Here is a 26,902-nt window from a genome sequence, read left to right on the forward strand (position 1 = left end):
AGTGCAATGAAATTAAAAAGATTAACCCAATACGCACTGTTATTGATATTAACTGCGTTTGCATCTTGTAAAAAAACATATTTAGATACCAAGCCTTCTGATCAGGTATCAGAAGCCGATGCTTTAAGTACCGTAGCCAATGCTCGTGTGGCTTTAAACGGTATATACCGGGCCATGTATATGCAGTATTCCGATCAGGAACAGGATGGTTTTCCGGCACTGATGATTTTTTCTGATTTTATGGGCGAGGATATTGTGCATTCTGCAGCCGGAACGGTTTACTTCAGAGGTGGTTTACGGTGGACCGATCACCGAAGTGTTTCAAGCGACCTGAACTACTTTTCGTACCGGTTCTTTTACAAGATTATTGCCAATGCCAATATGATATTGAGCCGTATTGACGATATGGATGGCGTAGCAGCTGAGAAAGCAGCCATTAAAGGTGAGGCATTGGCTTTACGCGGCTGGGCACATTACCAATCGGTACAATTTTTTGGCAAACGCTACGATGCAACTACGGTACCTAATTCGCAGCCGGGCATCCCGATTTTACTAACCAACTCGTTGGATGCACAGCCACGAAGCTCTGTTGAGGATGTATATAAGCAGATAACTACCGATCTAAATGCCGCTATAACGAGTTTGTCTTCTGCAGGTGCGCGTGCTTACAAAACACATATTGATTTAAATGTAGCCAAAGGTTTAAGAGCCCGTGTTGCCTTAACCATGCAAGACTGGCCAAACGCAGCTAAGTATGCTGCTGAGGCACGTGCAGGCAGTAGCCTGATGTCGGCTGCCGATTATTTTTCCGGTTTCAATAACCTGGCGAATGCAGAGTGGATGTGGGGAGCAAATCAACTGGCCGATCAACTACCTACTTACGGTTCGTTCTTTGCCTACATGTCGGCCAATTTTAATTCGGCGCATACTCGTCCAAATCCAAAGCTTATCAATTCTAAACTGTATGCTTTAATTACCGCTACTGATATACGTAAAAAATTGTGGTGGGACGGAACCACCGCCGATGCCGTGAATTTTCCGGGAGTTATCAATGCATCAACCGGACAGCCCGAACCTTCGCAGAGGAAGGCCCGCTACCAGCACCGTAAGTACCTGGTAAAAGATCCAACCGTAAGTGTAGGCGATATACCGTACATGCGAACAGCCGAAATGTATTTGATAGAGGCTGAGGCCAATGCTCGTGCCGGCCTTAACGATGCTGCGGCAACCGCCTTATTTCCATTAGCTGTTGCGCGTGACCCAAGTTATAAAAAGTCGACCAAAACCGGCCAGGCGCTTATTGATGAAATCATGATACAAAGGCGAGTGGAACTTTGGGGTGAGGGCTTTAGGTTTTTAGACCTTAAACGTACCAATAGCCCGCTCGATCGCAGTGGCACGGGTGCTACCGTTGCGTTAGCCACCGTAGGTATTACCACGCCAATTCCTGCAGGCGATGTACGCTGGCAATTTCTTATTCCGCGCAGAGAAATTGAAAGCAATCCATCAATAGAACAAAATCCTTAAAGTTAATGGTGTATGCAATAATGCTGCACTTTGTGTTAGTTAAATAGTTAATATGGGCATTTGTGGCTTAGGCTGCAAATGCCCTCTTTATTCCGTTTATGAAAATTTTTATAAAATATACCCTTGCATTTTTCGCATGCCTTGCTGCATACGCATACCCTAACAAGTCTCTTGCCTTACACTGTATAGCTGATACAACCGCTACCCTGAAGCCGGGTTCCGTTGTTTATGGCTCTAACCGGTACACACAGTTTATGGTGGGCGATCTTGCTTCTCCAATAATATTATCCTCTCCGCATGCAGGCACGTTGAGGCCCAACGAAATTCCAGACCGTACGGAAGGCGTATTAAAGTCGGACGTTTTTGTGACCGACCTTGTTCTAAAAATGGCCGATACCATTCAAAAGCTTACTGGCTTACGCCCGCACATTATCATTAATAATTTGCACCGCATAAAAATGGAACCTAACCGCTCTTTAGATGATGCATTTTTAACCAATGCTGATGCTATAGCCGCTTGGAACGATTACCAGGGCTTTATAATGAAAGCGCGTAAAATAGTAGAACAGCATGTTGGTAAAGGTCTGTATCTTGATATGCATGGGCATGCGCATCCTATACATCGTATTGAGGTTGGTTACTTATTGCGCCCGGCCGAATTAAACGAGGATGATGCGGCTATTGATAAAAAGGCAAGTCAATCCAGCATCAGGGCTTTGGCATTGAGTACAAAAAAGCCTTTTTCGGCATTAATAAGGGGCGATATAAGTTTGGGTACCCTGCTGCAAAACGAAGGTTATCGTGCCGTACCAAGCAAGCAGGAACCTACTCCCGGCACCGACAAATACTTTAATGGCGGATATTGTACAGCTGAATATGGATCGCGCAAAGGAGGCAATATTTCGGCTATACAATTAGAAACACCCGGTGTTGACGTAAGGAATACCCCGGCTTTAAGGGCAAAATCATCGGGAGCCATAGCAAGGGCGGCACTCAAATACCTAAACCTTAACTATGACATGAATTTAATTCGCTGATTATGAGTTTTTCAGATAAAAAGTGGATTTATTTTACTGTGTTGGGGTTCTGTGTTTTATATGCTTGTACGATAACCAAGAAGGTGGGAGCCACTCGTGTTATCAACAAAGCGGTGATTGAAATGCAAGCCCGAAAAACCTTCGATTTTGATGCTGTGCATTTCAACAACCAATTTGCGACCGCCCGCGCCAATGATGTTCTTCAGCAAGATGACAGTACATTTGCAATACTTATTAAACCCGAAAGTACGCCTGTTAACCCAAGCCCCTGGTACGCGTTTAAAGTTTGGGGCAAGGCGGGTAAGCGTATAACGATTATACTAAATTATGCAAAGGTAAAACACAGGTACAATCCTAAAATAAGTTACCAAGCTAAAGTATGGACTGATATTGGCCGGGTTAATTTAAGTCGTGACAGTACCCAAGCCTCCTTTAAACTAAACCTAACCGGTGATACAGCATTAATCGCCGCACAGGAGATTATATCGTCCGCTAATTCTTATGCCTGGATGGATAGCCTGGCCCGCAGTCCGTTTATTAAGAAGTATGTTATTGGCAATAGCTTGCTGGGTAATCCCATTGTGGCCTTAACAACCACGAACGATGATGGTAAAAAGCTGGTTGTGGTATTAAGCAGGCAGCATCCACCAGAGGTAACAGGGTACATGGCCATGCAGGCATTTGTAAATAGCGTAACAGGCAATACTCCGCTGGCTCAAGCTTTTAGGAAACAGTACCGTTTAGTGCTGATTCCTTTGCTTAATCCCGACGGTGTTGATGAGGGTAATTGGCGTCATAGTGCTGCAGGAGTAGATTTAAATCGTGACTGGGATGCCTTTAAACAGCCCGAAACACAGGCTGCTAAGCAGTTCTTGACAAAAATGGTGGCTCATGAAGATGCTAAGGTGTATTTCGGAATCGACTTTCATTCAACTTATCATGATGTATTTTACACTAATATTGATACCCTTCACACTACAGTGCCTGGGTTTACTAATAAATGGTTGAATGCCTTCCAACAGGCCATTCCGGGTTTTAAAGCAAGAGTGCAGGCATCGGGTAATGGAGGGAATGTATCTAAAAGCTGGATGATGCGTGCTTTAGGCACAGATGCCATTACCTATGAAGTTGGCGATAATACATCGCGCCAGATGTTGCGGAACAAGGGTAGGGTTGCTGCAGAAAAGATGATGGATTTATTGTTAAAAGGCAATAGGAGGGTTAAAGATTGATATGAGCTATCTATCGGCTCGCTTAAAAGGTCTGTGATTAATTAACACGGACCAGTTACCACCGGCACAGGCAAGTTCCAGTGTCGGCAATTAACAAGTGTAATAGGCGTAGCGCTTAATAACAATTATTTGCTATAGCAAGGTATTTGATTGACTGCGATTCATAATGGCGTTTGTGGCGCCTATAGCATCTTGCAGTGCTTCGGCATAAGGCCGGTGAAGCATTCGCTGTTGTATGTCGTCTGACGTCTCTACACGATCCCATAAGCCGGAATGGTGCCAGTAACTTAGACTGTCCCAATCTGGGCGGTCTATAATAGGGTAGAGGCAAACTCCCCATAACGGAAAGTCTTCTTCAAGCAATAACTGGCACTCTTTTGCAATAAAAGTGATCCAATTAGGCCTGTCGGTACCCGAGTGACTGGTTTCTGTTAATAATACCGGCCTGCTGTATCTTTCATGAGCTTCTTTTAACAAACTGCTTAATGAACGCCACCTGGGATCAGGCTCCAAGTTAGCCCAAGGCAAAAAGCCTTGTTGCCCAATTATCCATTGATTGTTGTAGTAGAAATTAAATCCTAACAGGTCAGCATACTCCGGCTTACCGCCCAACTCAGGGCAAATTCTTCCGCAAAGCATATCTACGGCCTGGTATTGCAGTTCGTGCTCTTTTAAAGCCTCTTCAATCTCCTCATTAGTTGCATTTAAAGGAGGAACCATATTAACCAGCGGCTCGGTTGTGAGTATACGTATGGTAGGGTCTAACTCTTTCATAGCGGCAACTCCTTTAATATAAGCCCTCATGAGCTGGTATTTAACATCCCAGCCTTTTCCCGCACAATAGGGTGCTGTACCTCCGCACTCACCACCCAGCCACGAAAGGTAGCTTACCTCATTAATAGGCGTTACAATTAGTGCGTCATCTGGTAGTTGTGAACGGTAAAATTTAACGAATGCGCAACACAGGGCAACAAACCGGTCTGAAAAATCAGAATGAAATGGATCCAGATCATCCGGAAAGCCGAAGTGACAAATATCCCAAACCTGTTGAATGCCATTCCTTTTACCACTTTGCAACATTTGTTCTACGGCCAACCAATCGTACTTGTACGGCTCAGTTTCAACAACACTCCAGCGGATTCCTTCGCGCACAGTCTTTATTCCGAAAGGCTTGAGTAAAAGGTAGTCTGAATCGATATGTTGCAGGTGTCCGGTTTCGGTAAGCAAGTCAACACGCTTACGGTGTAAGTTCAGTTTGTCAGAGCATTCGTAACCGGCCATCCAGAACGAATGAAATGGTGATGTTTCAGCAGCGTAAGTAATTGAATTAAGCACTATATATAAAATAGATTGAAATAAATATTAGTTTTAATGCCTTGCCGGCAGAGCAATAAACGATAGAACCAGCTTTTGTGTTTTAACTAAACCGCCGGTAATGGTTAATCCAAAAATTTCTCGTATCGTCGTCCTTCTGACGCTGTGTTTGTAAATTGACAAATATATAAGCAACTTTATAACTGGTTGCCAGGTGGTTTGCATTGATAGCATTATAAGGTTACCCAAATAAAAACTCGACTTTGAAAATCAATAGACACTTAATACTGGCGTTTGCATTATTACTAATTGCCTGCAACTCATTTGCGCAAAAGCTGGGCAAATACAACGCTATCTATTCGGGCATTCCGTGGTTTGATAATAATGGAAAGGTAGTTAGTGCACACGGAGCTAATATGGTGAAAGACCATGGCAAATTTTATCTCTTCGGTGAAGCGCATTCTGATACCAGTAATGCGTTTGCCGGTTTTAATTGTTATTCATCTGACAATTTGTATAACTGGAAATTTGAACGTATTGCCTTACCTGTTCAGGACAGTGGCAAACTAGGGCCTGGCCGCGTTGGCGAACGTCCGAAAGTGCTGAGGTGCCCTAAAACGGGAGAGTATATAATGCTTATGCATACGGACAACTTAGCTTACAAAGATCCTTGCGTTGGTTATGCGACGGCTAAAAGTATTACGGGTCCTTACAAGTTTCAAGGACCACTATTGTTTAACGGAGAGCCTGTGCGTAAATGGGACATGGGCACATTTAATGACAGTGATGGTACTGGCTACCTGATTATACACAGCGGCCTCCTTTTTAAACTGGCCGATGATTACAAAAGCATTACTGAAAAGGTGGTAGACAATAAGTGGCGCGGACACGAATCTCCGGCGATATTTAAAAAAGGTGGCATTTATTTCTGGCTGGCTTCAGATCTGACGAGTTGGGAGCGTAATGATAATTTTTATTATACAGCTACAACGCTCAAAGGGCCTTGGATTGCGCGCGGTAATTTTGCACCCAAAGGCACCCTTACCTGGAACTCGCAAACTACGTTTGTAATGCCAATAACAGGAGCAAATGACACCACGATTATGTTTATGGGCGATAGGTGGTCATACCCGCATCAAGCTTCATCGGCCACTTATGTTTGGCAGCCAATTATTGTAAACGGAAGTACTGCTTCCATTTCACAGTATATGGAGGGCTGGCAAATTAACACCTCTGCTGCAGTTGTACGAATAATTGATGCTAGGAACAAGGGTATTAACCGAGTTAATAAAACGGGTATACAGTATAAAGGAAACTGGCAGCATACATTGTCTGATACGGTGTTAATAAGCAGATCTGATCAAAAAGGCGACAGTTTTTCTGTACAATATAATGGTACACAGATTGGATTCTATGGGCAGGCCGGACCTGATGGCGGTTATGCCAGGGTAATTTTGTTTGATAATAAAGGAAAAGCAATGCTGCATGCCATGATTGATACGTATAGCAAATATCCGGTAACAGGGCTTAGATTCTTGAGTCCTGTTTTACCTAAAGGACTGTATACATTAACCGTTTCGGTATTGGGAGAACATGGAAGCTGGTCAGATAAGCAAAGATCTGATTATGGTAGTAAGGGAAATTTCGTTTCGCTGGAAAAGATTACTGTTAAGGACTAAATGGCTTGGGAAGACAGCATAATGTAGTGGCTTAAAACACACCGGTGAAATTCAACCTCCGTAGGTAAACGCAGTTGGTTATTAGTTGCTGTACCTGGTACACAAATCTGCAGAATTATTAAGCTTTTCTCATCAAGCTGAAGTATTTATTATTTCAAATTTGAAAATAATAATTTAAATTTAAAAAGTTTTATATAACCTTTTGACCCAGGTTATCGTAAAACTTAATATTAGTAAATACCTGTTATATGAGTGCCGCAAATAATAGCTTAAAGTTAAATGGTCAGAAAATGCGTGACCTTGCTGATTACGTAAAATCTGAAATTCCGGGTTGTGGTTTTGCAATTATTGCTTTTGAAGTTGAAAATGGCCCCAAGGTTGGGAATTATGTCTCAAATGTGCAAGATGAATTCATGATCAAGGCGTTAGAGACTCAACTCAATGCTTTAAAGCGTGGCAAAACCTTTAAAACACCCGAAGTCGAAACTTCCCAATTGCAATCTTAAGCCAACTGTTGGCAAATACCTTCTTTGGGTTATTTACCTATTTCATTTAAAGTAAAATAATAAATAATAACGATATTATTTGTCTTTAAAGCGCTCTCCCTTCATTTTAATTAAAATAAAATTACAGATATAGTGCCTTTGGCACGGGGTATTTATCTGGACGCTTTTCTTTTCGAATATACATCTCTCAAATTCTTTGGGTTCTGCATTAACCTAATAAACAGCCTTTTTAGGCAATTATCTGCTCTTCTTGTTAATGACTGGCCAAACTGGCATGCGTGTTATTTGCCTGATTTTTTAAATTTTTTATGCTTGGTGTAGTATTTTAAGGTCGCTGTGTTTGTTTTTTGCGACAATTTTTTGCTTTTGTGTAACCTTCTTTATAACTTAATCGTAATAACTAATATGACACAAAAAAACTACATAATAAGCACTAATAAGCTAGCTATTATTATCGCTTTAGTTATGGGAAACCTTTGTTCATGGTTAATTATTTATAGCCTATTTAGTTACTTTTTTATATAAGCGCCGATACATGAAAATATTTGATAACTTGTATAAAGCTATCGGTAAAACGATAGCTTTATGCTTGCTAACAGCACTATCTAACTCCGGATATGCTACAGTATATTACTTCTCCAGCTCAACTGGTAACGATGATTACAATAGTTTGCAGGCGCGCAATCCGGCCACACCCTGGAAATCCTTAAGCAAGCTAAACACATTTTTCAGGAACTTGAATTCGGGTGACTCTGTTCTTTTTAAAAGAGGTGATGTATTTAATGGCTCTATCATCGCATCAAAATCAGGTGCGGTATTTTCACCTATTTATCTTGGCGCCTATGGCAGTGGTAAAACACCCGAAATTAACGGCTTGGCCACATTAACCAACTGGAAACAGGTTAAAACAGGCGTATTCCAAACTGCATGTGAGGCAACCGGTTCATTGCTCTTAGTTAACGGCGCGCAAAAGCCTATGGGTAGATATCCTAATGCCGGTTACCTTTCATATGAGTCACACCAGGCTAACAGTTCAATTACTGACAAGGAACTTGCCGACGATATAAACTGGACTGGCGCTGAAGTGGTGATCCGTAAAAACAGGTGGATTATTGACAAGAGCCAAGTAACGTCACAGGCTGGTGGTACCTTAACCTATGCCGCCGGTACTCGCGATATGCCGACTAACGGATATGGTTATTTTATTCAAAAGAGCGCAAAAACACTTGATGTTTTTGGCGAGTGGTACTATGACGCTGCCGGAAAAAATATGCAAGTGTATTTCGGATCAAAAAATCCAAATGCGTTGGCTGTTAAAACATCGGTTGTAAACAACCTGGTAGATATACGCCGGTTCAATTACATCACTTTTGAAAATCTTGCGTTTACAGGCGCTGGCAATAACACTTTTAATATTATCCAGGCCAAAAACATTACCATTAAAAACTGTAGCATAGATATGACTGGGGCCGAAGCTGTATATGCAAACTATACGCCTTTTATGTCGGTTGAAAACTGCCAGATCAATCATTCATTAAGCAGTGGTATTTCTTTTGATGCCGGTTGCGCCAATTCGTCTATCCTAAATAATCACATCCAAAACACCGGACTAATAGCTGGTGCTGGTAAAAGTGGTTCGGGTACTTATGAAGCCATCACTTCGTTTGGCGATAACACCAAGATTGTAAAAAATACAATTGATAGTGTTGGTTATAACGGCATATACTTCGGTGGTAACTCGTCTTATGTTAAGAATAATTATATAGCCTATTTTTGCCTTGTTAAGGATGATGGTGGTGGTATCTATATTGGCGACTGGACCAAGACTATCAACAAGAAAGTAATTGGTAACATTATACTACACGGTGTTGGCAATGCTTCGGGTGCTGGTCGGTCTACCTCTTTACAGGCTGAAGGTATATACATTGACGATAACTCGCAAAGTGTAACTATAGCCAGCAACACTGTAGCAATGTGCAATAATAACGGTATCAAAATTCATAATGCGAAAGATGTAACCATCCACAACAACAATGTAGTGAATAATGGTGTACAGCTAAGATTAGAGCAGGACCATTACCTGGTAACCAGCAGCTACATCCGCAATAACAAAATTCGTAACAACACGTTCATGTCCGCTTCCCCGGTTCAGTCTACCGCTAAGTTTTCAACCCACCAGGATGATATTAGCGAGTTTGGCCAACTTGACAGTAATTACTATTACCAGCCGGCCCGCAAAACAGCAACTATAGAGGCCGCGACAGTGAAGAACGGAAAAAATGATTTTAAAAATTATAACCTGGCTAATTGGAAATCAACCTCAGGCAAAGATATATCTTCTACAGAAGCTAACTCGGAGTCGATGTTGTTTGAGTACAATGCCAGCAATAGCAGCAAAACTGTGGTATTAAAAAATCGCTATGTGGATGCGCACAACAATGTTTATTCAGGTAAAATAAACATTGGTTCTTATTCATCGGTGGTGTTGCTCTTAAGCAGCAGGCAGCCGGCAAAAGTTTCGAGAGTGGCTGCAGTTGATGTGCCACGTAATAACGCAGTAAGCTATTTGGCAGCTAATACCTCTCGCTCTGCATCTTCGGGCAGGCTGCAAAGGTAAGCAGCCTGCGGTGGCATAGTGAAATATTTGCTAGTTTAACGACGCTTTATGCATAATAGACTTATAAGCGCTAGGTCTAAATTTTTCTTTCAATATTAACCCAACAAATACAGGTCCGTAGTACAGGTATCTTTTCCATAAGCGCTTTGGCTCATGCACCAAACGGCCCAACCACTCTAAACCTAAATTTATCCATACCTTACTTGGGCGTTCAACCGTACCTGCGTAAAAATCAAACACGGCGCCTATAGTGCATATAACCCTGGCATTGAGTTGTGCTTTGTGCTGGTAAGCCCATTTTTCTTGTTTAGGAGCAGTCATGCCTATAAACAATACATCTGGTTTGTAAGCGTTAACCGCTTTAACCATATCAGCGTTATCCAAATCGCTAAATTCTTTTTTGAATGGGGGAGAGTAAGAACCAACTTTAACGTTCGGATATTCCTTAGATAGCTTTTCTTTGATTTTTTTTAAAGTGCTTTCTGATGCACCCAAGTAAAAACATTTTCCACCATCCTTATTCAATTTTTTAAGCAGGAAACCATGTGCATCTGCGCCGGCTATTTTATGGAGTTTCTCGCCGGTTAAAAAGCGTGTAGCGGCAACCACACCAACGCCATCCGGAAGTAGTATGTCCGAGTGTTGCAATGATTCCTTGAAATCTTTGTCTTGAGCGGCCATGCAAAACGAGTACTGGTTTATGGTATTAATCAGCACAGATTTTTGGGGTAAATTGTCGGTCAAAAGATCATCAATATTATGATCGAAAATCGGATACTCGGATAAGCTGTATTGATTTTGAAGTAACATTTTTTACCTATGGTTAATATTGTTAATTAATGAATAATATTAATTCTATACTGTTAATAAAGTATTATTAATATCTAAAATCATGTTAAACTATGCAGTAAGCATGCCAATTAACTCATACGCTATAATATTTTCAAAAAATATTATATATTACTTTTTACAGTAACTTATTTGGTTCAATATCGTATAAGTTATAGACAAGAAGTGTTTAAACTTCAATAGTATAGGTTTTAATATATTTTTAACTGTTCAGTTTAGTGAACAACGTGCATATAGGCACAAATCTACTAAATTTTAGCGAAATTTAATATGTTAAAAATTAATCGTATTTCGCATCCGGAAATATTAGGAAACTGCAGTTAAGTTTACAGTAGCGAAAATTAGGCACTTTTTATATGTTGCTCTAATTCTTGTTGAGAATTGAATCGGTCTTTGATCTTTTTAGCAGGCACTCCTGCATATATAGAGTAGGGCTCCACATTTTTGGTGACTACAGAGCCAGCTGCGATAATGGAACCGGTGCCGATTCTAACGCCACTCATAATAATACATCCATAGCCCACCCAAACGTCGTCACCTATAACGGTAAGATTGTCCAAACCGAGCCAGTTATAGTCTTTATCACGTATTTGTGAGGCCAGTCTAACCGGTACGCCTACCTGCTGGTAATTATGATCGTACCTTCCTACCAGTGCAACACGGTTTGCCCAAAGTACGTTATCGCCAATAACCACGTCGCTTTCAATAAATGAGTCGCGGCCAATGTAAAAGTTTTTGCCAATAACTATTTTCTGCCGCGCCCAAATCCGTACCCTGATACCGCTGTGAAAGCCAGGACCAATCTGGTATCTGCGGTAAATTACTCTACGCAACAGCTCGTTTCTGAGTTTTTTTAAAGCAGTTATTAACCACATTACAATTTAATTGACTGATTAACTATTTGAGCGAGCTCCAAAGATACCTGCTTTTTGCTGAACGATTCACCTTTGGCAACATTATTATCCCGCATACTTAGTGCCAATTGGGAGTTGTTCAGTAATTTTTGTACAGCGTTGTATACGCTTTGGCTGTTTTGTGGTTCAACCCACAGGCAATTAACCGGCTCAGTCAGGTAGTCTGCCGCGGCGCGGGTAGGGGTAGTAATAACGGCTAAACCAGCAGCTACTGAATTAAACAGCGACATTGGAAACCCTTCAGGGAAATAAGTAGGAAAAACTAATATATCGCTGTTGGCATAGTAGCTAACCACATCCTGCTCAGGTACGAAACCGGTAAAAATCACTTTTTCATTAATGCCCAACTCCTGGCATCGCTTTTTTAAATTTTCCTCTTCGGTTCCCCATCCCACTACTATCAATATCGCATCGGCATTGTGCGGTAGTTTGGCAAAGCCCTCAATTACTTCGTTAATACCTTTTTCGGGTATCAGCCGGCCAACAAATAGTAAAACCTGCGTGCTTTCTGTTATATTAAGTTTTGATTTAAATGCCGGATCTTTTTTGAAATGATTAGTGCGTACAATGTTCTTAGTTACAAACACTCTATCAGCTGGCAAAAAGCCCGAATCCACAATGTTAGCCTTTTCTTCTGACGACAAAAAAAGCCAGCCCGTTACATTTTTTCGTAAATAAGGGAGCACCAGCTTTTGCAAAATACCTTTGGTGCTTTGCAGTACGGCCATGTCTGAACCATGCGATTTAAGCAGGAACTTTACAGGCTGCCGGTAAAAAGTTTTGAATAATGATATAGTTATAAAATCGCGTATGCCGGCAAGCGCTTCCAGCCTCGAGTTTAAATAGATAACATCGGGTTTAAACTGGCGGGCAGTTCTAATGAGCGAGAGCGCATTTTGCACAATTACTTTCAACCTGCCGGGCGTAGAAGTAACACCTTCTTTAGCTGCATAGCTAAACTGGCCGCACGTATATCCAAGTTCCTGCAGGCCATCCAACTCATCTAACGCAATTTCAACATGGTGGCGGGTGGGCACACTAAATAATATACGCGATTTCATACAGTTGTCGAATTTGTTAGGGCACTTGTTATTTTTCTCTCAACACCGGGGTTGCCGGTTACAACGCTGTAAGGTGATACGTTTTTAACCACCACAGCTCCGCAACCAATCTTAACATGGTCCTGAATTACAATGTTGCCTATTATGCACACGTTGCTGCCTATGTCTACATAATTTCCAATATTTGGCGAAGCGCTAAAGCCACCGTCTTTTAATTGCTTATTGCCAATAGTAGTGCTTTGTCTTAAGGTGCAGTTTTCACCAATCACAACCTGATTGGTCATTACTAAGGCCTGACCATGATACAGGCGCAGGTTCTTGCCTATTTTAGTGTTCCATGGTATTTCTACACTAAAGAACCACTCTACCAAGATGCGGTAAAATAACAGGTACACAAAACCTATATAATAATAGATTTTACGGGTAGAGCAAAAATTAGCTATTCGGAAAAGCAGGAGTATAACACGGCCTTTTATATTGCCTTTGTTTGCATCCCAGTCTTGAAAAATAAAAGTAAAGAAGGACATATACGCTATAATAATTTATCCTGTTATGTACCTCCCGTAAGGTAGTTTACTAACAGCCCACGCTATAAAGCAGGTAATTAACAGGCAAATAATGGTAGTTAAAGGTATCCCTATTAACGGTGTTACCAAATTATAGTTCAAATTAAAGTGAACCATAAACATAAGTGGTAACGGGTGAATCAGGTAGATACTAAACCCGTACCGGGTCATAAAATTTCTTACGTTCAATAAAGTATCAGGCGGCGTACCGGTAAAGGCGCCTTTAATATAAATAAAGCCACCTGCTGACAGCAAAACTACGTTAAGCGTAAGATATTCATACAAGGATGCTGTGAAAGTACCGGCCTTATGCGATAGTAAATACGTGCCTGTAAAAGTTATGAAAAAACCAGTTAATATAAGCGCCACCGCAAGGTATTTAAGTGCTTTAGTAATGATAACGCGGTTGGCCAGGTAATGGCCAAGTATTAAAAATCCAACATAACCACTAAAATACCGCAGCTCTATAGGAGATGAAGCAGGCACGGCCTTAAATTGATTTAAAGCCAGTGTAATAACCCATATAATTAAAAAGTATTGCAAGGCCCGGTTGCTGGCTTTTTGTATCCAGGGCTGTAGTATGGGTATAATAAGGTACAGGCCAATAAGCACATAAATGTACCAGTAGGAGTATATAGGGCCATCCAGCAATTGAGTGCTTAACCATGGGCCAATATTGCCAAATGCCTCCTGTCCCTCATTTTTATGTTTGATGCCGAAATTATAGGCCACATAAACACACCCCCAAAAAATGGCCGGCCACAGTATGCGGTTAAGTCTCTTTTTTAAAAATGCCGTTAAGGGTAATTCTTGCGGCAGCAATAAAGCGCCGGTTAACATCAGGAAAAAAGGGACACAGCACCTAAAAGCCGACTCGTAGAAATTGCACACCCACCAATTGTTGGTAGCCCCCACCTTATTAACCTCATTAACTACGCCATAAGCCGTAACATGGATGCCTATAACAAAGGTTATAGCTACAACCCGTAAGTTGTCTATCCAGTTAATACGATTATTGAGCTCCGGTAGCGGCATCTATAGTTGAGGGTTGTTTTTGAGTTCGTTTGGTTATTTCGGCACCGGTTAAAACGCTATACAAGTACATGATTTGCGTATACAGCCAGGGCGATGCAGTAAACATACGGTAAGCATACTTGTGCTTTCGCCGCACATGTCCATCTTTATTTATGAAATAGCTATAGTGCTTTAGGGTGTGCGTTACCCGGTTATATTGTTCGGGGTATGCATCCTTGCCCGACAGCAGTAACAGGTTTAGTAATGAGATGTTGGCCATCACATCGAAGGCCTGCGCCTCGGGCAGGCAGTTAACCGCTTGCTCTTGTACCCGGTTTACAATGCTGGCCGACACGGCTGTCGTCTCAAAATATCTAGGGCTAAACTGCCCAACACTCACCGAGTTATCACGCACCAGGTAGTTATATTTAATAGCGTTTTCCAGTACGGTATTTTGCGCTTTCAAAAATATCTGACTCAGGTACAGGATATCTTCATACATACGCCCGGCAAATTCAACAGATTTAGCTAATGCCGCCTTATAAACCTTTGTATTAGCGCTCATATCCAGCTCGCCTTTCAAAAATAGCGATAATGCGTGTTCCCGATCATATTTTTCTATCCCTGGCGTTTCCTGCGGCGCTACCACTTTATTAGGAAATATAGTTCTGAGCCGGCAAACGGATACATCGGCATTGTATGTCTTAATATTCCTCAAAAGCAGCTCATACATATCAGGGTCTATCGTATCATCACTATCTATAAAGCCTATATACTCTCCCAAAGCCTCGCTTAAACCGCGGTTACGTGCAGTAGATACACCTCCGTTAGGTTTGTTGATTAGCTTCACGCGTTTATCTGTTTCGGCAAAGCGCTGGCAAATGGCTGCGCTATCATCTTTTGAGCCATCATTAACCAAAATAAGTTCAAAATCGGTAAATGTTTGATCCAAGATGGATTGAATGCAAGCGGCAATGTATTGCTCTTTGTTATAAACCGGTACAATTACAGATAGGGTAGGCATGTTGGCTTACAGTTTAATTTCATTAATTAGCCCGCCTGCATTTAATCGTTTTTGCCCAAAGGCGTATAACATAAATACAAGCGTTAAAATTGCAGCAAAACATACAAAAAACAAGTAAGGGTTCATCATAGAGCTGAAATACCAGCAGCTTACAATGGTTCCTAATAAAATGACGTAAAATAGCAGACAGTGGCTCACGGTCATTATTTTACGGCGTATAAGCGATACATCTTGCAGCACATGAAACGCAAAGAAAGATATGAATATGGAGTAGTTCACTATGTAAAGCTCCTTGTAAAGGTGTAAACCAATTAAGCAGCCAATCACATTAATAACCAAGCTTAGCAGATTAAACCACATATCCAATTTTTCGAGCCCGATGGCTACAATAATGTTGGCTTGTAAAATAACCGTAGGCAACAGCAGAAAGGTTAAAAACATTTGCTGCATACAAAGTGCCGCACCCGGATAGTTATTACCAAACGCTAAAGGCACAATGAGCCCAGAAAATGCGTAGATGAAGGCATACGATAGGACCGCAAAAGCAGTATATAACATAAAAACTTTATGAAAGAAGCCCTTTAGATCTGCCTGCCTGCCTTCGTTGTAATATTTAATAAATTGCGGATAAACCGTTGATGCCGCCACTACCGGTACAATCTGCAGTACAGAGAAAATGCGAAAAGCAATTTCATAATCGGCCACATTGGCGAGGCTTAGTTGTTTGGAGATGATAATGTTACCAATTTTCCAGTAAATAATAGAGATACTGCCTATCACCATAAACTGCCAGTTTTTAACAACCAGCTGTTTCACATCCTCCCATACTATTTGCGCCTGCCAGAGCAGTTTTAAACTAATGCTGTTTGATGAACCTACTTTAATGAACAAGCTTACCGTTAACAGACGTACCACAATCATCAATACCGATAACACTACGGTGCTTAGAGGATAAATGAACAGAAGGCAGCCTACCAGTAATTTCAAAAACCCATCGGCCACTAAGATGACTGCCGTCTTCTTTTGCTCACCCTCTGCTATGTTCAAGGTTTTTATTGCATTAATAAAATTGTCAAAAATGATGTTGGTACCCAGTATAAAGCATAAGATGCGAATCTGCGCATCAGGATATATAACCAGTGCAAGCAGTATGTTTACCACCATAAACAGCAGGCCGAGGCCTGCCTGCATTTTCAAAAACTTACTGGTAAATGATAGCTTATTATCCTCCAATACATACTGCCTAATAAACCACTGACCCAAACCCATCGATGAAAATGCTGCTACGATTTGATATACCGTATTCGATATTAAAAACCGTGCAAACTCATCAGGATGATACTTGCGTGCTACTATGGCGAAAAAAAGGCATACGAATACAATTTGTAAAATATTGGCAATAATTCCCCAAGCGCTGTTTTTAACCAGCGATGATTGCAAGAGCTTATTTTTCTTTTCAGGCTGCGCTGTTAGCATCGTAATCGTTTCGTGGGAATGATATAATCAGGATAAGCATGCTTGTTATCATGATGAGTAGCCGAAATTCGGATATAGTATAAACAGTGTAAAAGGCAACCATCCAGCTAATGAGCGCCGCAATCAACAACAAAACACGCCGGTCGTACACGCCTGTAAAAAAGTTAATGAGCCCTTTAAGGATAGGTATGGCCAAAAACAATACAAATATGGCAAAGCCTGTATAACCCAGTTCAACCATAATTTTCAGGTAGCCGTTCTCGGGCTGTGTAAAGTAAACCAGCTCGTTGTTTTCCACCTCTAGGTACTGATCCTGTACGTGCCGCATAATATAGTTCTGATAGTTATTACTGCCAATGCCCAGGTAAGGGTGCTTTTTAGCAATTTGTAAAGCTTCTTTCCAAATAGAGGCACGGAATGAGTAGTCTTCAGAAATATTGCCAGCCCGTTCAAAGATACCTGATGAGGGCGTGAATACCAGGTAAGCAATTAAACCCGCGCCTATTACAATGCTACCGTATAACCGGTACTGGGCTGACCCGAGCATGATTACAACAACCAAACCTAAAACAAGGCCTCCCAATGCAGCCCGGCTGCCGGCCAGTATTACACCTGCAACGGCAATGGCAAATACCAGGTAGTTAAGTACGGCTGTTTTGCGTGGTGCGTTTTTCTCAAAGTATAAAAATAAAAAGCTGCCCATAGCCAGAAACTGACCGCTGGCCTGCGAATCGTAAAATACGCCGGGGTAACGTATCGTCTTAAATACCGGGTCGACTGTGTTTGGTGCCAGTGAAGGATAGAAGGTAAGTTTAAGCCCTACAACTACCTGCAAAAGCAGGAAAGCCAGCGAAACGAAATAGGCCACCTTTAACGCTTTTATGGCCCGGTAATGAAACGTTGGGTCTTTATAAATTTCAGTTAGCAAAAACCGTCCAAAAATGAATATAGTGCATGTTTTTACTACGTTAAGGTATGTTTTATCCGGAAACTCAGATGCCAGGCCACCTATAAGCGTAACAATGCCGAGTAGCAAGAACAGCAAAAAGTAAAGGTTGTTATTTACATTCAGGTTGATGGTTATAAACTCCTTAAGCAGGAATACAAGACAGTAAACGCAAATAAAATCAAATACTTTAAAGCCACCCCAGGCCTCAATGGTTACTTTGAGATCCATGAGGGGCAAAAAAGTTAGGATGAATAACAGGCATGATTGTACTGTATTCCCTTTACAAAAAACGTTAATAAAGAACAGCAGTAAGGTTATGCCCGGTAAAATGAAAATCAATTTATCCGACATTGAAAAATATCAAACAGTATATTGTTAAATAAGTAAATGGCCGGTTACTAAAACCGGCTCATAAAGCGTTTAAACGAACCCGTAAATGTTGCTTTTTGTGGCTCAGAATAGTAGCTGTTGTCATAGCGGTAACCATAGCCGTACTTATTAGTGCGAATGCCATTGAATACCAAATTCAAATTAGCTATCTTTTCACTATCGTTAACCTCTTTTATGAAAGTGAGCTCTTCCTTACCGGTATACCCTTGTCTGATTACATAAAGATTAATATCCGTCAGTTTAGATATAATCATGGCATCTGTTACCAGGTGCAAGGGCGGAGAGTCTATGATTACGTCATCATAACGTTCGCGCAGTTCGGCAATCAGTTCGGCTAGTTTGTTGCTTTCCAATAATTCTGATGGCTCACTTGAAATTTCACCGCTTCCTATAATATCCAGGTAAGGGATGCCCGATGGCCGTATAATGCTATCAAGATTAGCTTTGTGGGTTAGGTAGTCGGTTATGCCTATATGATCTGCCGACAGGTCAAAATTCTTTAGAATTTTAGGCTTACGCAGGTCCATTTCTAAAATAACTGTTTTTCTGCGTAAGGCGGCTAATGCTACGGCTGTGTTAGTGCTCACAAAGCTTTTGCCTTCTTTAGCAATGCTCGATGTAAAGAGAGTTACACGGGCATGGTTATCATTGCCATCATGTAATGAACTGCTCTCTAAGCTGCCGTTGTGAAGGTTTAGCTTGATGGCCGATGGACTAAGCTTACGGTTTTGATGCAAATAGTACAAATTGGTGCGTATGGTTCTGAATTGCTCGCCCAGCAAACTGTGCTTGTTGTTTACAACAATCACTTTGTTGTCGCTGGTATCATATGAAACTTCACCCGCAATAGGTACGTCTACAGCACGCTCAATATCACGGCGACTGGTAACCTTATCATTAAATGAATCGCGGAAGAAGATGAGCAGGAATGGCAACCCAATGCCGCACAGTAATGCAATTGCAGATATAAGCGCCGGCCGTGGCCATTTCACATCACCAACGGTAGCATTATCTACTATGCGGGCATCAGTAAAGGTAGAGGCATAGCTTAAAGCCAGCTCTTCCCGTTTTTGCAATAGGTAAACATACAGGTTCTCTTTAATAGACTGCTGCCTTTTCATATCCACAAACTGACGTTCCTGAACAGGCAGGTCTCGGATAGAAGATTGTGTTCTGTTGTTTACTGATTGTAACTCACGTTTAGAATTTAGCAACGATGATTTTACGCCGCTGATAGCATCTTTAATTGATTGCTTGGTTAGCGTAATTTGTTTGTTGATTGGGTTAAACATAGGGTTGCTCTCGGGCGTGGTGGCCAGCAACGCACTGCGTTTTAGTTGAAGCTCTGAAAGCTTGCTTACCAAATTTACCAGGGTAGGGTCGGAGATACCCATGGTTGATGGTGGATTGTCTGATGATGAATTTACATACTGCTCAATACCGTTAATGATATTAAGTTGCACGTTTACATCATTCAGTTTCGAATCGTTAGACTGGGTGTTTTCGAGATAGGTTTTAGCCTGGGTGCTGATGTCGGTTAATCCCTGGCTGCTGCGGTATCCCTGAACGCTTTTTTCGGCATGGCTTAGCTCACCCGAAAGGGAAGATAAACGATTGTCGATAAAGTCGATAGTGGATTTGGTTTTACGCTTTTGCTCCGCCATTGCCGCATCGTTGTATGCAGTAATTAAGCCGTTCAAAAAGTCGCGTCCGCGTTGAGGTACTTCGTCACTCACAAATAAGCCAATAGTTGGTGCCGTTTTATCGAGTAAATGTGCATCAAGCGATTTAACGTAGTTGTTAGTAACCGCTTGTTCATCATCAACCTCAATAGTGATGGTTGAGCCAATATATTGGTCAATAAAATCTGTCGGTTTAAGTTTCCAGCTTCCAAACTCGCTTTTGTAAGGCGTATTAAAAGCAACTGTTTGCTTTTGGCCGCTTAGATTTTCAATCTCAAAGCTATTTTTATCTTTTATAAGCACTTCAAGAGAGTGGGCAGTAAGCATACCTGCTTTCTGCACCATCTCAAATTTTACCGGGGTCGACTCATACAAATCAAGTGTTTTTAAGCCTCTTTTGGTCTTGTAGGTGGTCCATAACTGAAATCTGTTTACTACCTGGTTAATGAGGTTTTTTGAACGCAATATTTCAATCTCGGCCTCTGCATTTTTAGGAGAGGCCGATTGATCCAGTTCTGGTACCATAGATTTCTCTTCGGGCGACTTTTTTTCGTCTTTAACCAAAATGGTTGCACTAACTTCGTAAACCCGGTTTGCAGTTTGCAGATAAGTATAGGCTCCGGCAGCGGCTAATATAAGCCCCAGTAAAAACAGGGGCCAGTGGTAGAGGTATCGTTTTAAAACAGACCTGAGATCTGTAAAATGACTTTTATTGTCCATTTTAACACTTAATTGTATAGTAACCGGTTAAGGCTTAGTTGTTATGAAATAGGGATATAGCAATGGCAATTAGTGATAATGCCGAAATGATAAGTGATGCTTTTTGGTAACCGTTATCGGCGTTGGCTAATTTAAGTTTACCAGGTTGCACATAAATCAAATCATTTGGTTTTAGATAGAAGTATGGCGACTCGAACAATTTTTTAGAAGTCAGGTCGATAGGAACGTAAACTCTTTTACCATCAACTTCTCTTACCAGCACTACGTCATCGCGGTGACCGGTAATATTTAAATCGCCTGCTAAGCTTAATGCCTCAGTAATGGTTAATCTTTCGCTTGGGCTGGTATATACATTCGGGCGTAATACATCGCCTAATACGGCAACTTTAAAATTTACCAACCTAACAGATACTGTTGGTGTTGTTAAGTAAGTAGCCAGGCGCTGCTCCAGCATGGTAGCTACTTGCTGAGTAGTCATCCCGGACACTTTGGTTACACCTACTAATGGCAGCTTAACTTCGCCGTTCTGATCAACCACATAGCCATAAACAGGGCTTTCGGTTGTAGTGCCCGCATTTTGTACGTTGTTAGAGAATACATTGGCAGCATCCTGATTTAAACTGGTTACGCTGATTGAGATTTGGTCTTTAGCCTGAATGGTTGGGAAAGATAAATTGTTGATTTCAGTACTGGTAATTTGGCTACGGCTCAAGTCCTGAAAGTATGGTACTTTTTGGTATGATGCACATGAGCTTAGGAACAGTACAGCTACTGCCACAAGCAGCTGAAAGAAGTTAGAAGATTTAATGGTAACGTTTGTTTTCATAATGGTACTTGTATTATATAGTAGATTTAAAATTTAACTTTAATAAGCGTTCTTTTCGCCCCTTATCATATTAATTATCGTCAGGAACACAATTTTAAGATCGAGCATAACCGACCAGTGTTCCATATACCAGATGTCGTGTTCCACTCGTTTTTCCATCAGGTAACTCTCACGGGTTTCACCGCGATAGCCGTTTATTTGTGCCCATCCGGTAATACCTGGTTTTAGAAATTGGCGCACCATGTATTTATCAATTATTTTACTGTACTGCTCCGTATGCGAAAGCATGTGCGGCCGTGGGCCAACAATACTCATATAACCCAGCAAAACATTAAAAAACTGCGGAAACTCGTCGAGACTCGTCTTCCGGATAAACCGGCCTATTGGCGTTATGCGGTCATCGTTTACACTGGCCTGCCGTTTATCACTGTCCGTATTCATGCGCATGCTTCTAAACTTGTAGCACCAAAATGGCCTGTTGTTACGGCCTGTGCGTAACTGGGCAAAAAACACCGGGCCGCGGCTTTGTAATTTAATAAGTACGGCCAGAAGCGGGTATAGCCAACTGAAAATGAAAACGATCACTCCAAGGCTAACAGCAATGTCAAATACACGTTTTTTAAACCTGTTTGTTATATCTTCCAAAGGCTCGCGGCGTGCGCATAACACTGCGAAATCTCCCATGCGGTTAAATTTAAATTTTGATTCTAATCCGCTCAAATCAGGTACAAATTTCAGGCGTATGCAATTTTGCTCGCCTACTTTAAGCAGGTAGCTTAGGTTGTCTATCTTATCTGGCTTAACAGATATATAAACTTCCTCCACTCCATTTAATGCCGCGTTACGTATATATTGTACAGCATCCGACAGGTCAACATCCTCATTGCTGTGAGCGTTTGCCCTGTCCTTATCCAGGATACCTACAAAATTTAAACTGTTTTGTTTGATCAAATAGGACGCCAATTTTAGGCCACACTCATTCATACCCAACACAGCCACCGCTTTACCCATGTGTAAATTCTTGCTGTAAAGACTCATTATCAGTGTTCCGATAAAACGGCTGAGCAAAAATCCCATCACCATTACCGCATAAAAATAAATTAAGAACCGCCGCGGAAAATGAGTTTGCTCACAAAAGAAAAGAAACGTTAGAAACAGTACAAGGTGCAGTATAATACTTTGCGAGGTGGTTTTGTACACGCTTTCTAATTTATGAATGGTTTTATCGAAGTATAAACCATATATAGATGTACATAGTATCCATAATAAGTTGCTTATGATTAAATCATAGCGGTAGTCAAGTGTAAAAGTCGAATCATAAGTATTTGATAAATTGGAAGCGGCATAAAAACATAAATTGACCAGCAGCATGTCGCTAAAAGCGAGTGCATATCTCAGAATGTAAAAACTCCTTGTTTCCATGAATTAGTGTATAACTTATACTTCAAATCGTTTAAAATTCAATGCAAGTTTTATTTACTAATAGTTTAAATGCAACAATTTAAGCACAAGCATTCAACATTTATGCCAAAGCAGATGTTAATGGTAAACCCAAGGCTTTTGGTATCAGCTATAGTTTTTTAAAGGGCGGTTATAATTTATTGTGGGATGATATTATTAACTCATAATACATATATAATATATTAATGGTTAATTAAAGCGGCAATTTGCGGCAACAAACCTAAATATAAAATCCGACTTTGTGAATCGAGTTGCAATAAAAAATTGGCCAGGTATTTCATTTAATTTCGCGCTGTTCTGAAATTTGTCTATTAAGTAATACTCCTTACATGAAATTTTTATACGCTTTTTGTTTCCTGATCCTGTGGCTGCCTGTTGCCGGAAAAAATTATTATGTAAGCAGCCGTACTGGTAACGACAGCTTTAGCGGGCAGAGTCCGGCAAAAGCAAAAAAGCACTTGCAAAATGCCGCCATGCTAACCAAAGCTGGCGATACTGTTTTTGTAATGAACGGTGTGTATAGCAATGATTGTGACGTTTGTGATGTGCTCTCTGTAACCAAAGGCGGCAAAAGGAACAAGTATGTTGTGTTCACTAATTTTCCGGGACAGCACCCTGTAATTAAGTTTGATGGTTGGGCGGGTATATCTATAAAAAAGGGTGCTAGCTATGTTCGTATAAATGGATTTGAAGTGGTGGGAGACAATGCAAACGTAAAATTGGCAAAAGCCCTAGCGCAACCACAGGGTTGCGTAAATAAAAAAGGAACGCTCGATCCGCTTTACAATGGTAACGGCATTATAGTTCAGCCCGAAAAAAATAAGCGTTCACACCATATCATTATCTCCAATAACACAGTACATGATTGTGGAGGTGGCGGTATTGGTGCTATACAAGCCGACTATATTATAGTAGAAGGTAATACTGTTTACAACACCAGCTGGTATACTGTATTTGGTACCAGCGGCATTGCATTTTACCAGTTTTGGAATTCGGACAGGGCAGGGGGCTATCATAACATTATCAGGCGTAATAAATGCTATAACAATAAATCATTGGTGCCGTGGATGAAAAACTGTCAGATTAGCGATGGAAATGGCATTATTATCGATGATTTCAGGAACAAGCAGAACGGCTCGCGATTAGGTAACTACCAAGGGCGTACCCTTATTGAGAATAATATTAGCTGGTTTAATGGCGGTACTGGCATACATACCTTTCAAAGCGATCATATTGATATTATCAACAATACGGCTTATTGTAACTCGCGTACCAAAGGGCTAAATGCCGGTCAAATCCTTTCCGGATTAAGCAACGATAATAAAATTATTAACAACATCCTGGTATCAGATTCGACCGTTATGATCAACTCAAATTATGTTAATACTAATTTGACTTATCAAAATAATATACATTACAATATTACCTATCCTAAATATGAAAAACTGGGCATTACCGGCCCTGCCTGTATAAACGGTGTAAATCCGGGGTTTGTAAACCCAGCTAATTCACTTAAGGCCAGTTTTAAACTACTAAGCAATAGTATAGCTATTGATAAGGGCCATACCATAATATTTAGTAAAACAGATTTTGACGGCCGCATAAGAGATCAGGGTACCGCACCAGATATAGGGGCCTATGAGTATTAGTGGTTAGAAAGGTCGACTTCTTACTATCAGTTATTTATGCAAGTGTTAACAAAGGTTATTTTGTAGCCATAGCTGGGCTTTTTACAGCGGTAACCGGTTGCTCTAATATAAGTTTGCTCCATCCCTGGCGTGTATTTTTCTTGCTCCGGTGTTTATGCTCCTCCATTACTTTTTTAATGCGCAGGGCATACTGCCAGCAGGTACTTTGCCTTATCTGCAATTTTTCGGACAATTGATAAGATGAAATAGTGCCTTTGGTGGTATAAATTAAATACACAATATAAAAGGCCTTGTTAATAGGAATGCGGTTGTTCTGAAAGATAGTGTTAAACAGTACCGACTCTTCATAATTGCATTTGGTGCAACGGCGGCTATACGGCGCCCTGCCATGTTTATATGCGTCATGACTGCATTTTTTGCAGGCAAAGCCGTTAGCCCACTTAATATCCGCTAAAAATTTATTGCAGGTTTCCTGATCTGGGTACTTGGAGCTGAACTCCTCAAATGATAGCTCAGTTGAGAGTACCCGGGCATCGGTCACTTTCTCAATGTTGGTCTTGAGTTCGATATTGTCTTTTTCCAGTAACACATTCATCCGGGTAATCTCAGATGCCTGCTCTTCGAGCTGATGGTTTATAGTAACCAGTTCTTTGTTCTGATCTTCTATTATCTGAGACTGCTTGATGATCTCTTCTGATTTTTCAAGTACCTCCCGCGTGCGCTCATTTACCTTAATTTCGAGTTCTTTATTGATGGAGTCTTTCAATTTGTAATTGATATCCATTTGCCTGATGGTTTCGTCCTGCGCTTTTTCTTTCTGCCGGCGCAGCAACCGTACCTGATCGCCAATGGAGAAAGACAGGAACAGCATTTCGAGTACAAAGCTGAAACCAAGACTATAATTAGATACCACGCCCGGTATAATACGCGCATAACCCAGCACCGTAATTGCTTTAACAATAAAGCCAAGGGCAAGGAAAGTGTAGCCTAATACAAAGAATCGGGCCGGCTTAAAGCCATTGAGCCATATACGCACGCCGGTAGCAAAAGCAATAGCCAGCGGAATAAATTCAACAAACTTGTAATAAAAAAGGCTATGATCAAATAGCAGGCAGTAAAGGAAATAGGCTGTTCTTAAGGCAATAACGTAATTAATAAGGCGGTGCAGCTTGGGCGCTTTTTTTCGTACATGCAAAAGTTCTTTAGTAAAAACCAAGGCAAAAAAGCTTAAACTGTACAAGGCTACGCCATAGGCGTATTGGTTCCAGTTAGGGGCGTTGGGCCATATATATTGAAAGGCGATACCATCTGTGCTCATCTCAAACACACCAACACTCAGTATATATAATACATAGTACAGGTACTGGCGCTTTTTAACCGCCATAAACATAAGCAGGTTATGAAAGCTAAAAATTAAGATAATGCCGTAGAACAGGCCATAGGTCAAATACTCCGTTAAAGCATAATGTACAAAAAAGCTTACCGTACGGTACACGATAATCAGATTCACGCCATCTTTAGACCGCACCTTGAAATACAGGGTATGGTCGCCTTTAGGTAAGGCACGCAATTGAAACTCGAAGTTTTTATGCTGGTAAAGCCGTTGGGTGAAATTGTAATCGGCACCAGCACGGCTTTCGTAATAGCGGCCATTTGAATCGGGTAAAAACGCAGTAATTTGATTAGTGGTCTGATCAAAAAACTCTATCACCGCTGCTTTATCGCCTATGGGTTGTGTAACGTGTAGTTTTACCTTATACCAGTAAGTTGCGTTGGGTTCATTTTCAGGGTAATAATTGTAGTTAATTTTGAATTGATGGTTCCGGTCGGCACGTTGCGCATCGCCAAATGTTAGCTGCTTTTTATCCTCTTTAAGCACATTTACTTCACCATGTATAAAAATATGCTGCTCGATTTTGTTGCTTATTTCAACAGTGTTTTGAGCATTTGCGGTGTGCCAAAATATAATTACAAAAAGTACAAACAGACTAGTAAAAGTTTTTCTGCCCATAGAAAGTTGCCTACTGTTATAAGACGGTAAATAATAATTGGTTAGCAAAGCTGTGTAGCCATTAAGGCACCATCAGTATGCATTTGGAGCGTAAATATACGTTATAAAGCACCAAAATTTAAACGTATCCGGAGCATATTATTTTAATACGCTTTATGCAAAAATAGCTGTCAATTTAACACTTAAGCTTCGTTTTAGCGCAGTAGGGGCGTTTTTGCCTAACCACTATTGCCGTCATAAAACTTTTTTTTCAGGATTTTAACGTATTGCTTTTCTCCCTAGATATATTGCAAAACCTGTTATTGTATTAATAATGAGCATTAAACTTAACTAATGCACTGTTCATAAAGCGTATTAATATCTGTGTAAATTATTTATTATCAGTAAGTTATAAATTT

General features: G+C 40.9%; 20 protein-coding genes. 7 read left to right on the forward strand and 13 right to left on the reverse strand.

The window, feature by feature from the left end:
• Window positions 1-6: 6 nt before the first annotated feature.
• The 3 genes from ABDD95_RS05360 (at window position 7) to ABDD95_RS05370 (ending at window position 3,796) form a co-directional block, all read left to right on the forward strand.
• Window positions 7-1,527 (forward strand): RagB/SusD family nutrient uptake outer membrane protein, encoded by a 1,521-nt coding sequence (locus ABDD95_RS05360; RefSeq protein WP_345950870.1) that lies wholly within the window; start codon window positions 7-9, stop codon window positions 1,525-1,527.
• A gap of 98 nt (window positions 1,528-1,625) precedes the next feature.
• Window positions 1,626-2,564 carry a hypothetical protein gene (locus ABDD95_RS05365; RefSeq protein ID WP_345950871.1) on the forward strand — a complete coding sequence of 313 codons (939 nt, stop codon included), beginning with the start codon at window positions 1,626-1,628 and terminating at the stop codon, window positions 2,562-2,564.
• Window positions 2,565-2,566: 2 nt separating this feature from the next.
• Window positions 2,567-3,796, forward strand: a complete 1,230-nt coding sequence (locus ABDD95_RS05370) for a M14 family metallopeptidase (protein ID WP_345950872.1) — start codon at window positions 2,567-2,569, stop codon at window positions 3,794-3,796.
• A gap of 132 nt (window positions 3,797-3,928) precedes the next feature.
• Here ABDD95_RS05370 and ABDD95_RS05375 read toward each other — a convergent pair whose 3' ends face one another.
• Window positions 3,929-5,131, reverse strand: a complete 1,203-nt coding sequence (locus tag ABDD95_RS05375) for an amine oxidase (protein ID WP_345950873.1) — start codon at window positions 5,129-5,131, stop codon at window positions 3,929-3,931.
• A 242-nt stretch (window positions 5,132-5,373) separates the two neighbouring features.
• Here ABDD95_RS05375 and ABDD95_RS05380 point away from each other — a divergent pair, with 242 nt between their 5' ends.
• The 3 genes from ABDD95_RS05380 to ABDD95_RS05390 all read left to right on the forward strand — a co-directional run bounded on the left by ABDD95_RS05380 (window position 5,374) and on the right by ABDD95_RS05390 (window position 9,912).
• Complete coding sequence (locus ABDD95_RS05380) at window positions 5,374-6,789, forward strand: family 43 glycosylhydrolase (protein ID WP_345950874.1); 1,416 nt, start codon at window positions 5,374-5,376, stop codon at window positions 6,787-6,789.
• 248 nt (window positions 6,790-7,037) lie between these two features.
• Window positions 7,038-7,295, forward strand: a complete 258-nt coding sequence (locus ABDD95_RS05385; RefSeq protein WP_345950875.1) for a hypothetical protein — start codon at window positions 7,038-7,040, stop codon at window positions 7,293-7,295.
• Window positions 7,296-7,830: 535 nt separating this feature from the next.
• Window positions 7,831-9,912, forward strand: coding sequence for a right-handed parallel beta-helix repeat-containing protein (locus ABDD95_RS05390; RefSeq protein WP_345950876.1), 2,082 nt, complete (start codon window positions 7,831-7,833; stop codon window positions 9,910-9,912).
• Between the two features lie 30 nt (window positions 9,913-9,942).
• On the opposite strand, the gene ABDD95_RS05395 is transcribed toward ABDD95_RS05390, so the two are convergent.
• From ABDD95_RS05395 to ABDD95_RS05445, 11 genes are all read right to left on the reverse strand, one after another.
• Window positions 9,943-10,722, reverse strand: a complete 780-nt coding sequence (locus ABDD95_RS05395) for a WecB/TagA/CpsF family glycosyltransferase (RefSeq protein ID WP_345950877.1) — start codon at window positions 10,720-10,722, stop codon at window positions 9,943-9,945.
• A gap of 380 nt (window positions 10,723-11,102) precedes the next feature.
• The gene (locus tag ABDD95_RS05400) at window positions 11,103-11,636 is read right to left on the reverse strand and encodes an acyltransferase (RefSeq protein ID WP_345950878.1); all 534 of its coding nucleotides are present in this window, start codon (window positions 11,634-11,636) and stop codon (window positions 11,103-11,105) included.
• Window positions 11,636-12,736: a glycosyltransferase family 4 protein gene (locus tag ABDD95_RS05405; protein ID WP_345950879.1), complete on the reverse strand. Its 1,101-nt coding sequence runs from the start codon at window positions 12,734-12,736 to the stop codon at window positions 11,636-11,638. Before ABDD95_RS05405 ends, ABDD95_RS05400 begins: the two co-directional genes overlap by 1 nt.
• Window positions 12,733-13,263, reverse strand: coding sequence for a serine acetyltransferase (locus ABDD95_RS05410; RefSeq protein ID WP_345950880.1), 531 nt, complete (start codon window positions 13,261-13,263; stop codon window positions 12,733-12,735). The genes ABDD95_RS05405 and ABDD95_RS05410 overlap by 4 nt, the downstream gene beginning before the upstream one ends.
• Window positions 13,264-13,278: 15 nt before the next feature.
• Window positions 13,279-14,337, reverse strand: coding sequence for an acyltransferase family protein (locus ABDD95_RS05415; protein WP_345950881.1), 1,059 nt, complete (start codon window positions 14,335-14,337; stop codon window positions 13,279-13,281).
• The gene (locus tag ABDD95_RS05420) at window positions 14,315-15,340 is read right to left on the reverse strand and encodes a glycosyltransferase (RefSeq protein WP_345950882.1); all 1,026 of its coding nucleotides are present in this window, start codon (window positions 15,338-15,340) and stop codon (window positions 14,315-14,317) included. Before ABDD95_RS05420 ends, ABDD95_RS05415 begins: the two co-directional genes overlap by 23 nt.
• 6 nt (window positions 15,341-15,346) lie before the next feature.
• Window positions 15,347-16,816, reverse strand: a complete 1,470-nt coding sequence (locus tag ABDD95_RS05425) for an oligosaccharide flippase family protein (RefSeq protein ID WP_345950883.1) — start codon at window positions 16,814-16,816, stop codon at window positions 15,347-15,349.
• Window positions 16,797-17,993 carry an O-antigen ligase family protein gene (locus tag ABDD95_RS05430; protein ID WP_345950884.1) on the reverse strand — a complete coding sequence of 399 codons (1,197 nt, stop codon included), beginning with the start codon at window positions 17,991-17,993 and terminating at the stop codon, window positions 16,797-16,799. The genes ABDD95_RS05425 and ABDD95_RS05430 overlap by 20 nt, the downstream gene beginning before the upstream one ends.
• A gap of 170 nt (window positions 17,994-18,163) precedes the next feature.
• Window positions 18,164-20,557, reverse strand: coding sequence for a polysaccharide biosynthesis tyrosine autokinase (locus tag ABDD95_RS05435; RefSeq protein ID WP_345950885.1), 2,394 nt, complete (start codon window positions 20,555-20,557; stop codon window positions 18,164-18,166).
• 34 nt (window positions 20,558-20,591) lie between these two features.
• Window positions 20,592-21,383, reverse strand: a complete 792-nt coding sequence (locus ABDD95_RS05440) for a polysaccharide biosynthesis/export family protein (RefSeq protein ID WP_345950886.1) — start codon at window positions 21,381-21,383, stop codon at window positions 20,592-20,594.
• 39 nt (window positions 21,384-21,422) lie between these two features.
• Window positions 21,423-22,805: an undecaprenyl-phosphate glucose phosphotransferase gene (locus tag ABDD95_RS05445; RefSeq protein WP_345950887.1), complete on the reverse strand. Its 1,383-nt coding sequence runs from the start codon at window positions 22,803-22,805 to the stop codon at window positions 21,423-21,425.
• Window positions 22,806-23,173: 368 nt separating this feature from the next.
• Here ABDD95_RS05445 and ABDD95_RS05450 point away from each other — a divergent pair, with 368 nt between their 5' ends.
• Window positions 23,174-24,493 carry a right-handed parallel beta-helix repeat-containing protein gene (locus ABDD95_RS05450; RefSeq protein WP_345950888.1) on the forward strand — a complete coding sequence of 440 codons (1,320 nt, stop codon included), beginning with the start codon at window positions 23,174-23,176 and terminating at the stop codon, window positions 24,491-24,493.
• Between the two features lie 55 nt (window positions 24,494-24,548).
• Here ABDD95_RS05450 and ABDD95_RS05455 read toward each other — a convergent pair whose 3' ends face one another.
• Window positions 24,549-26,504: a 7TM diverse intracellular signaling domain-containing protein gene (locus ABDD95_RS05455; protein WP_345950889.1), complete on the reverse strand. Its 1,956-nt coding sequence runs from the start codon at window positions 26,502-26,504 to the stop codon at window positions 24,549-24,551.
• Between the last annotated feature and the right edge of the window lie 398 nt (window positions 26,505-26,902).

Origin of the sequence: Mucilaginibacter sp. PAMB04274, from assembly GCF_039634385.2 — a bacterium.
Lineage (GTDB): Bacteria > Bacteroidota > Bacteroidia > Sphingobacteriales > Sphingobacteriaceae > Mucilaginibacter.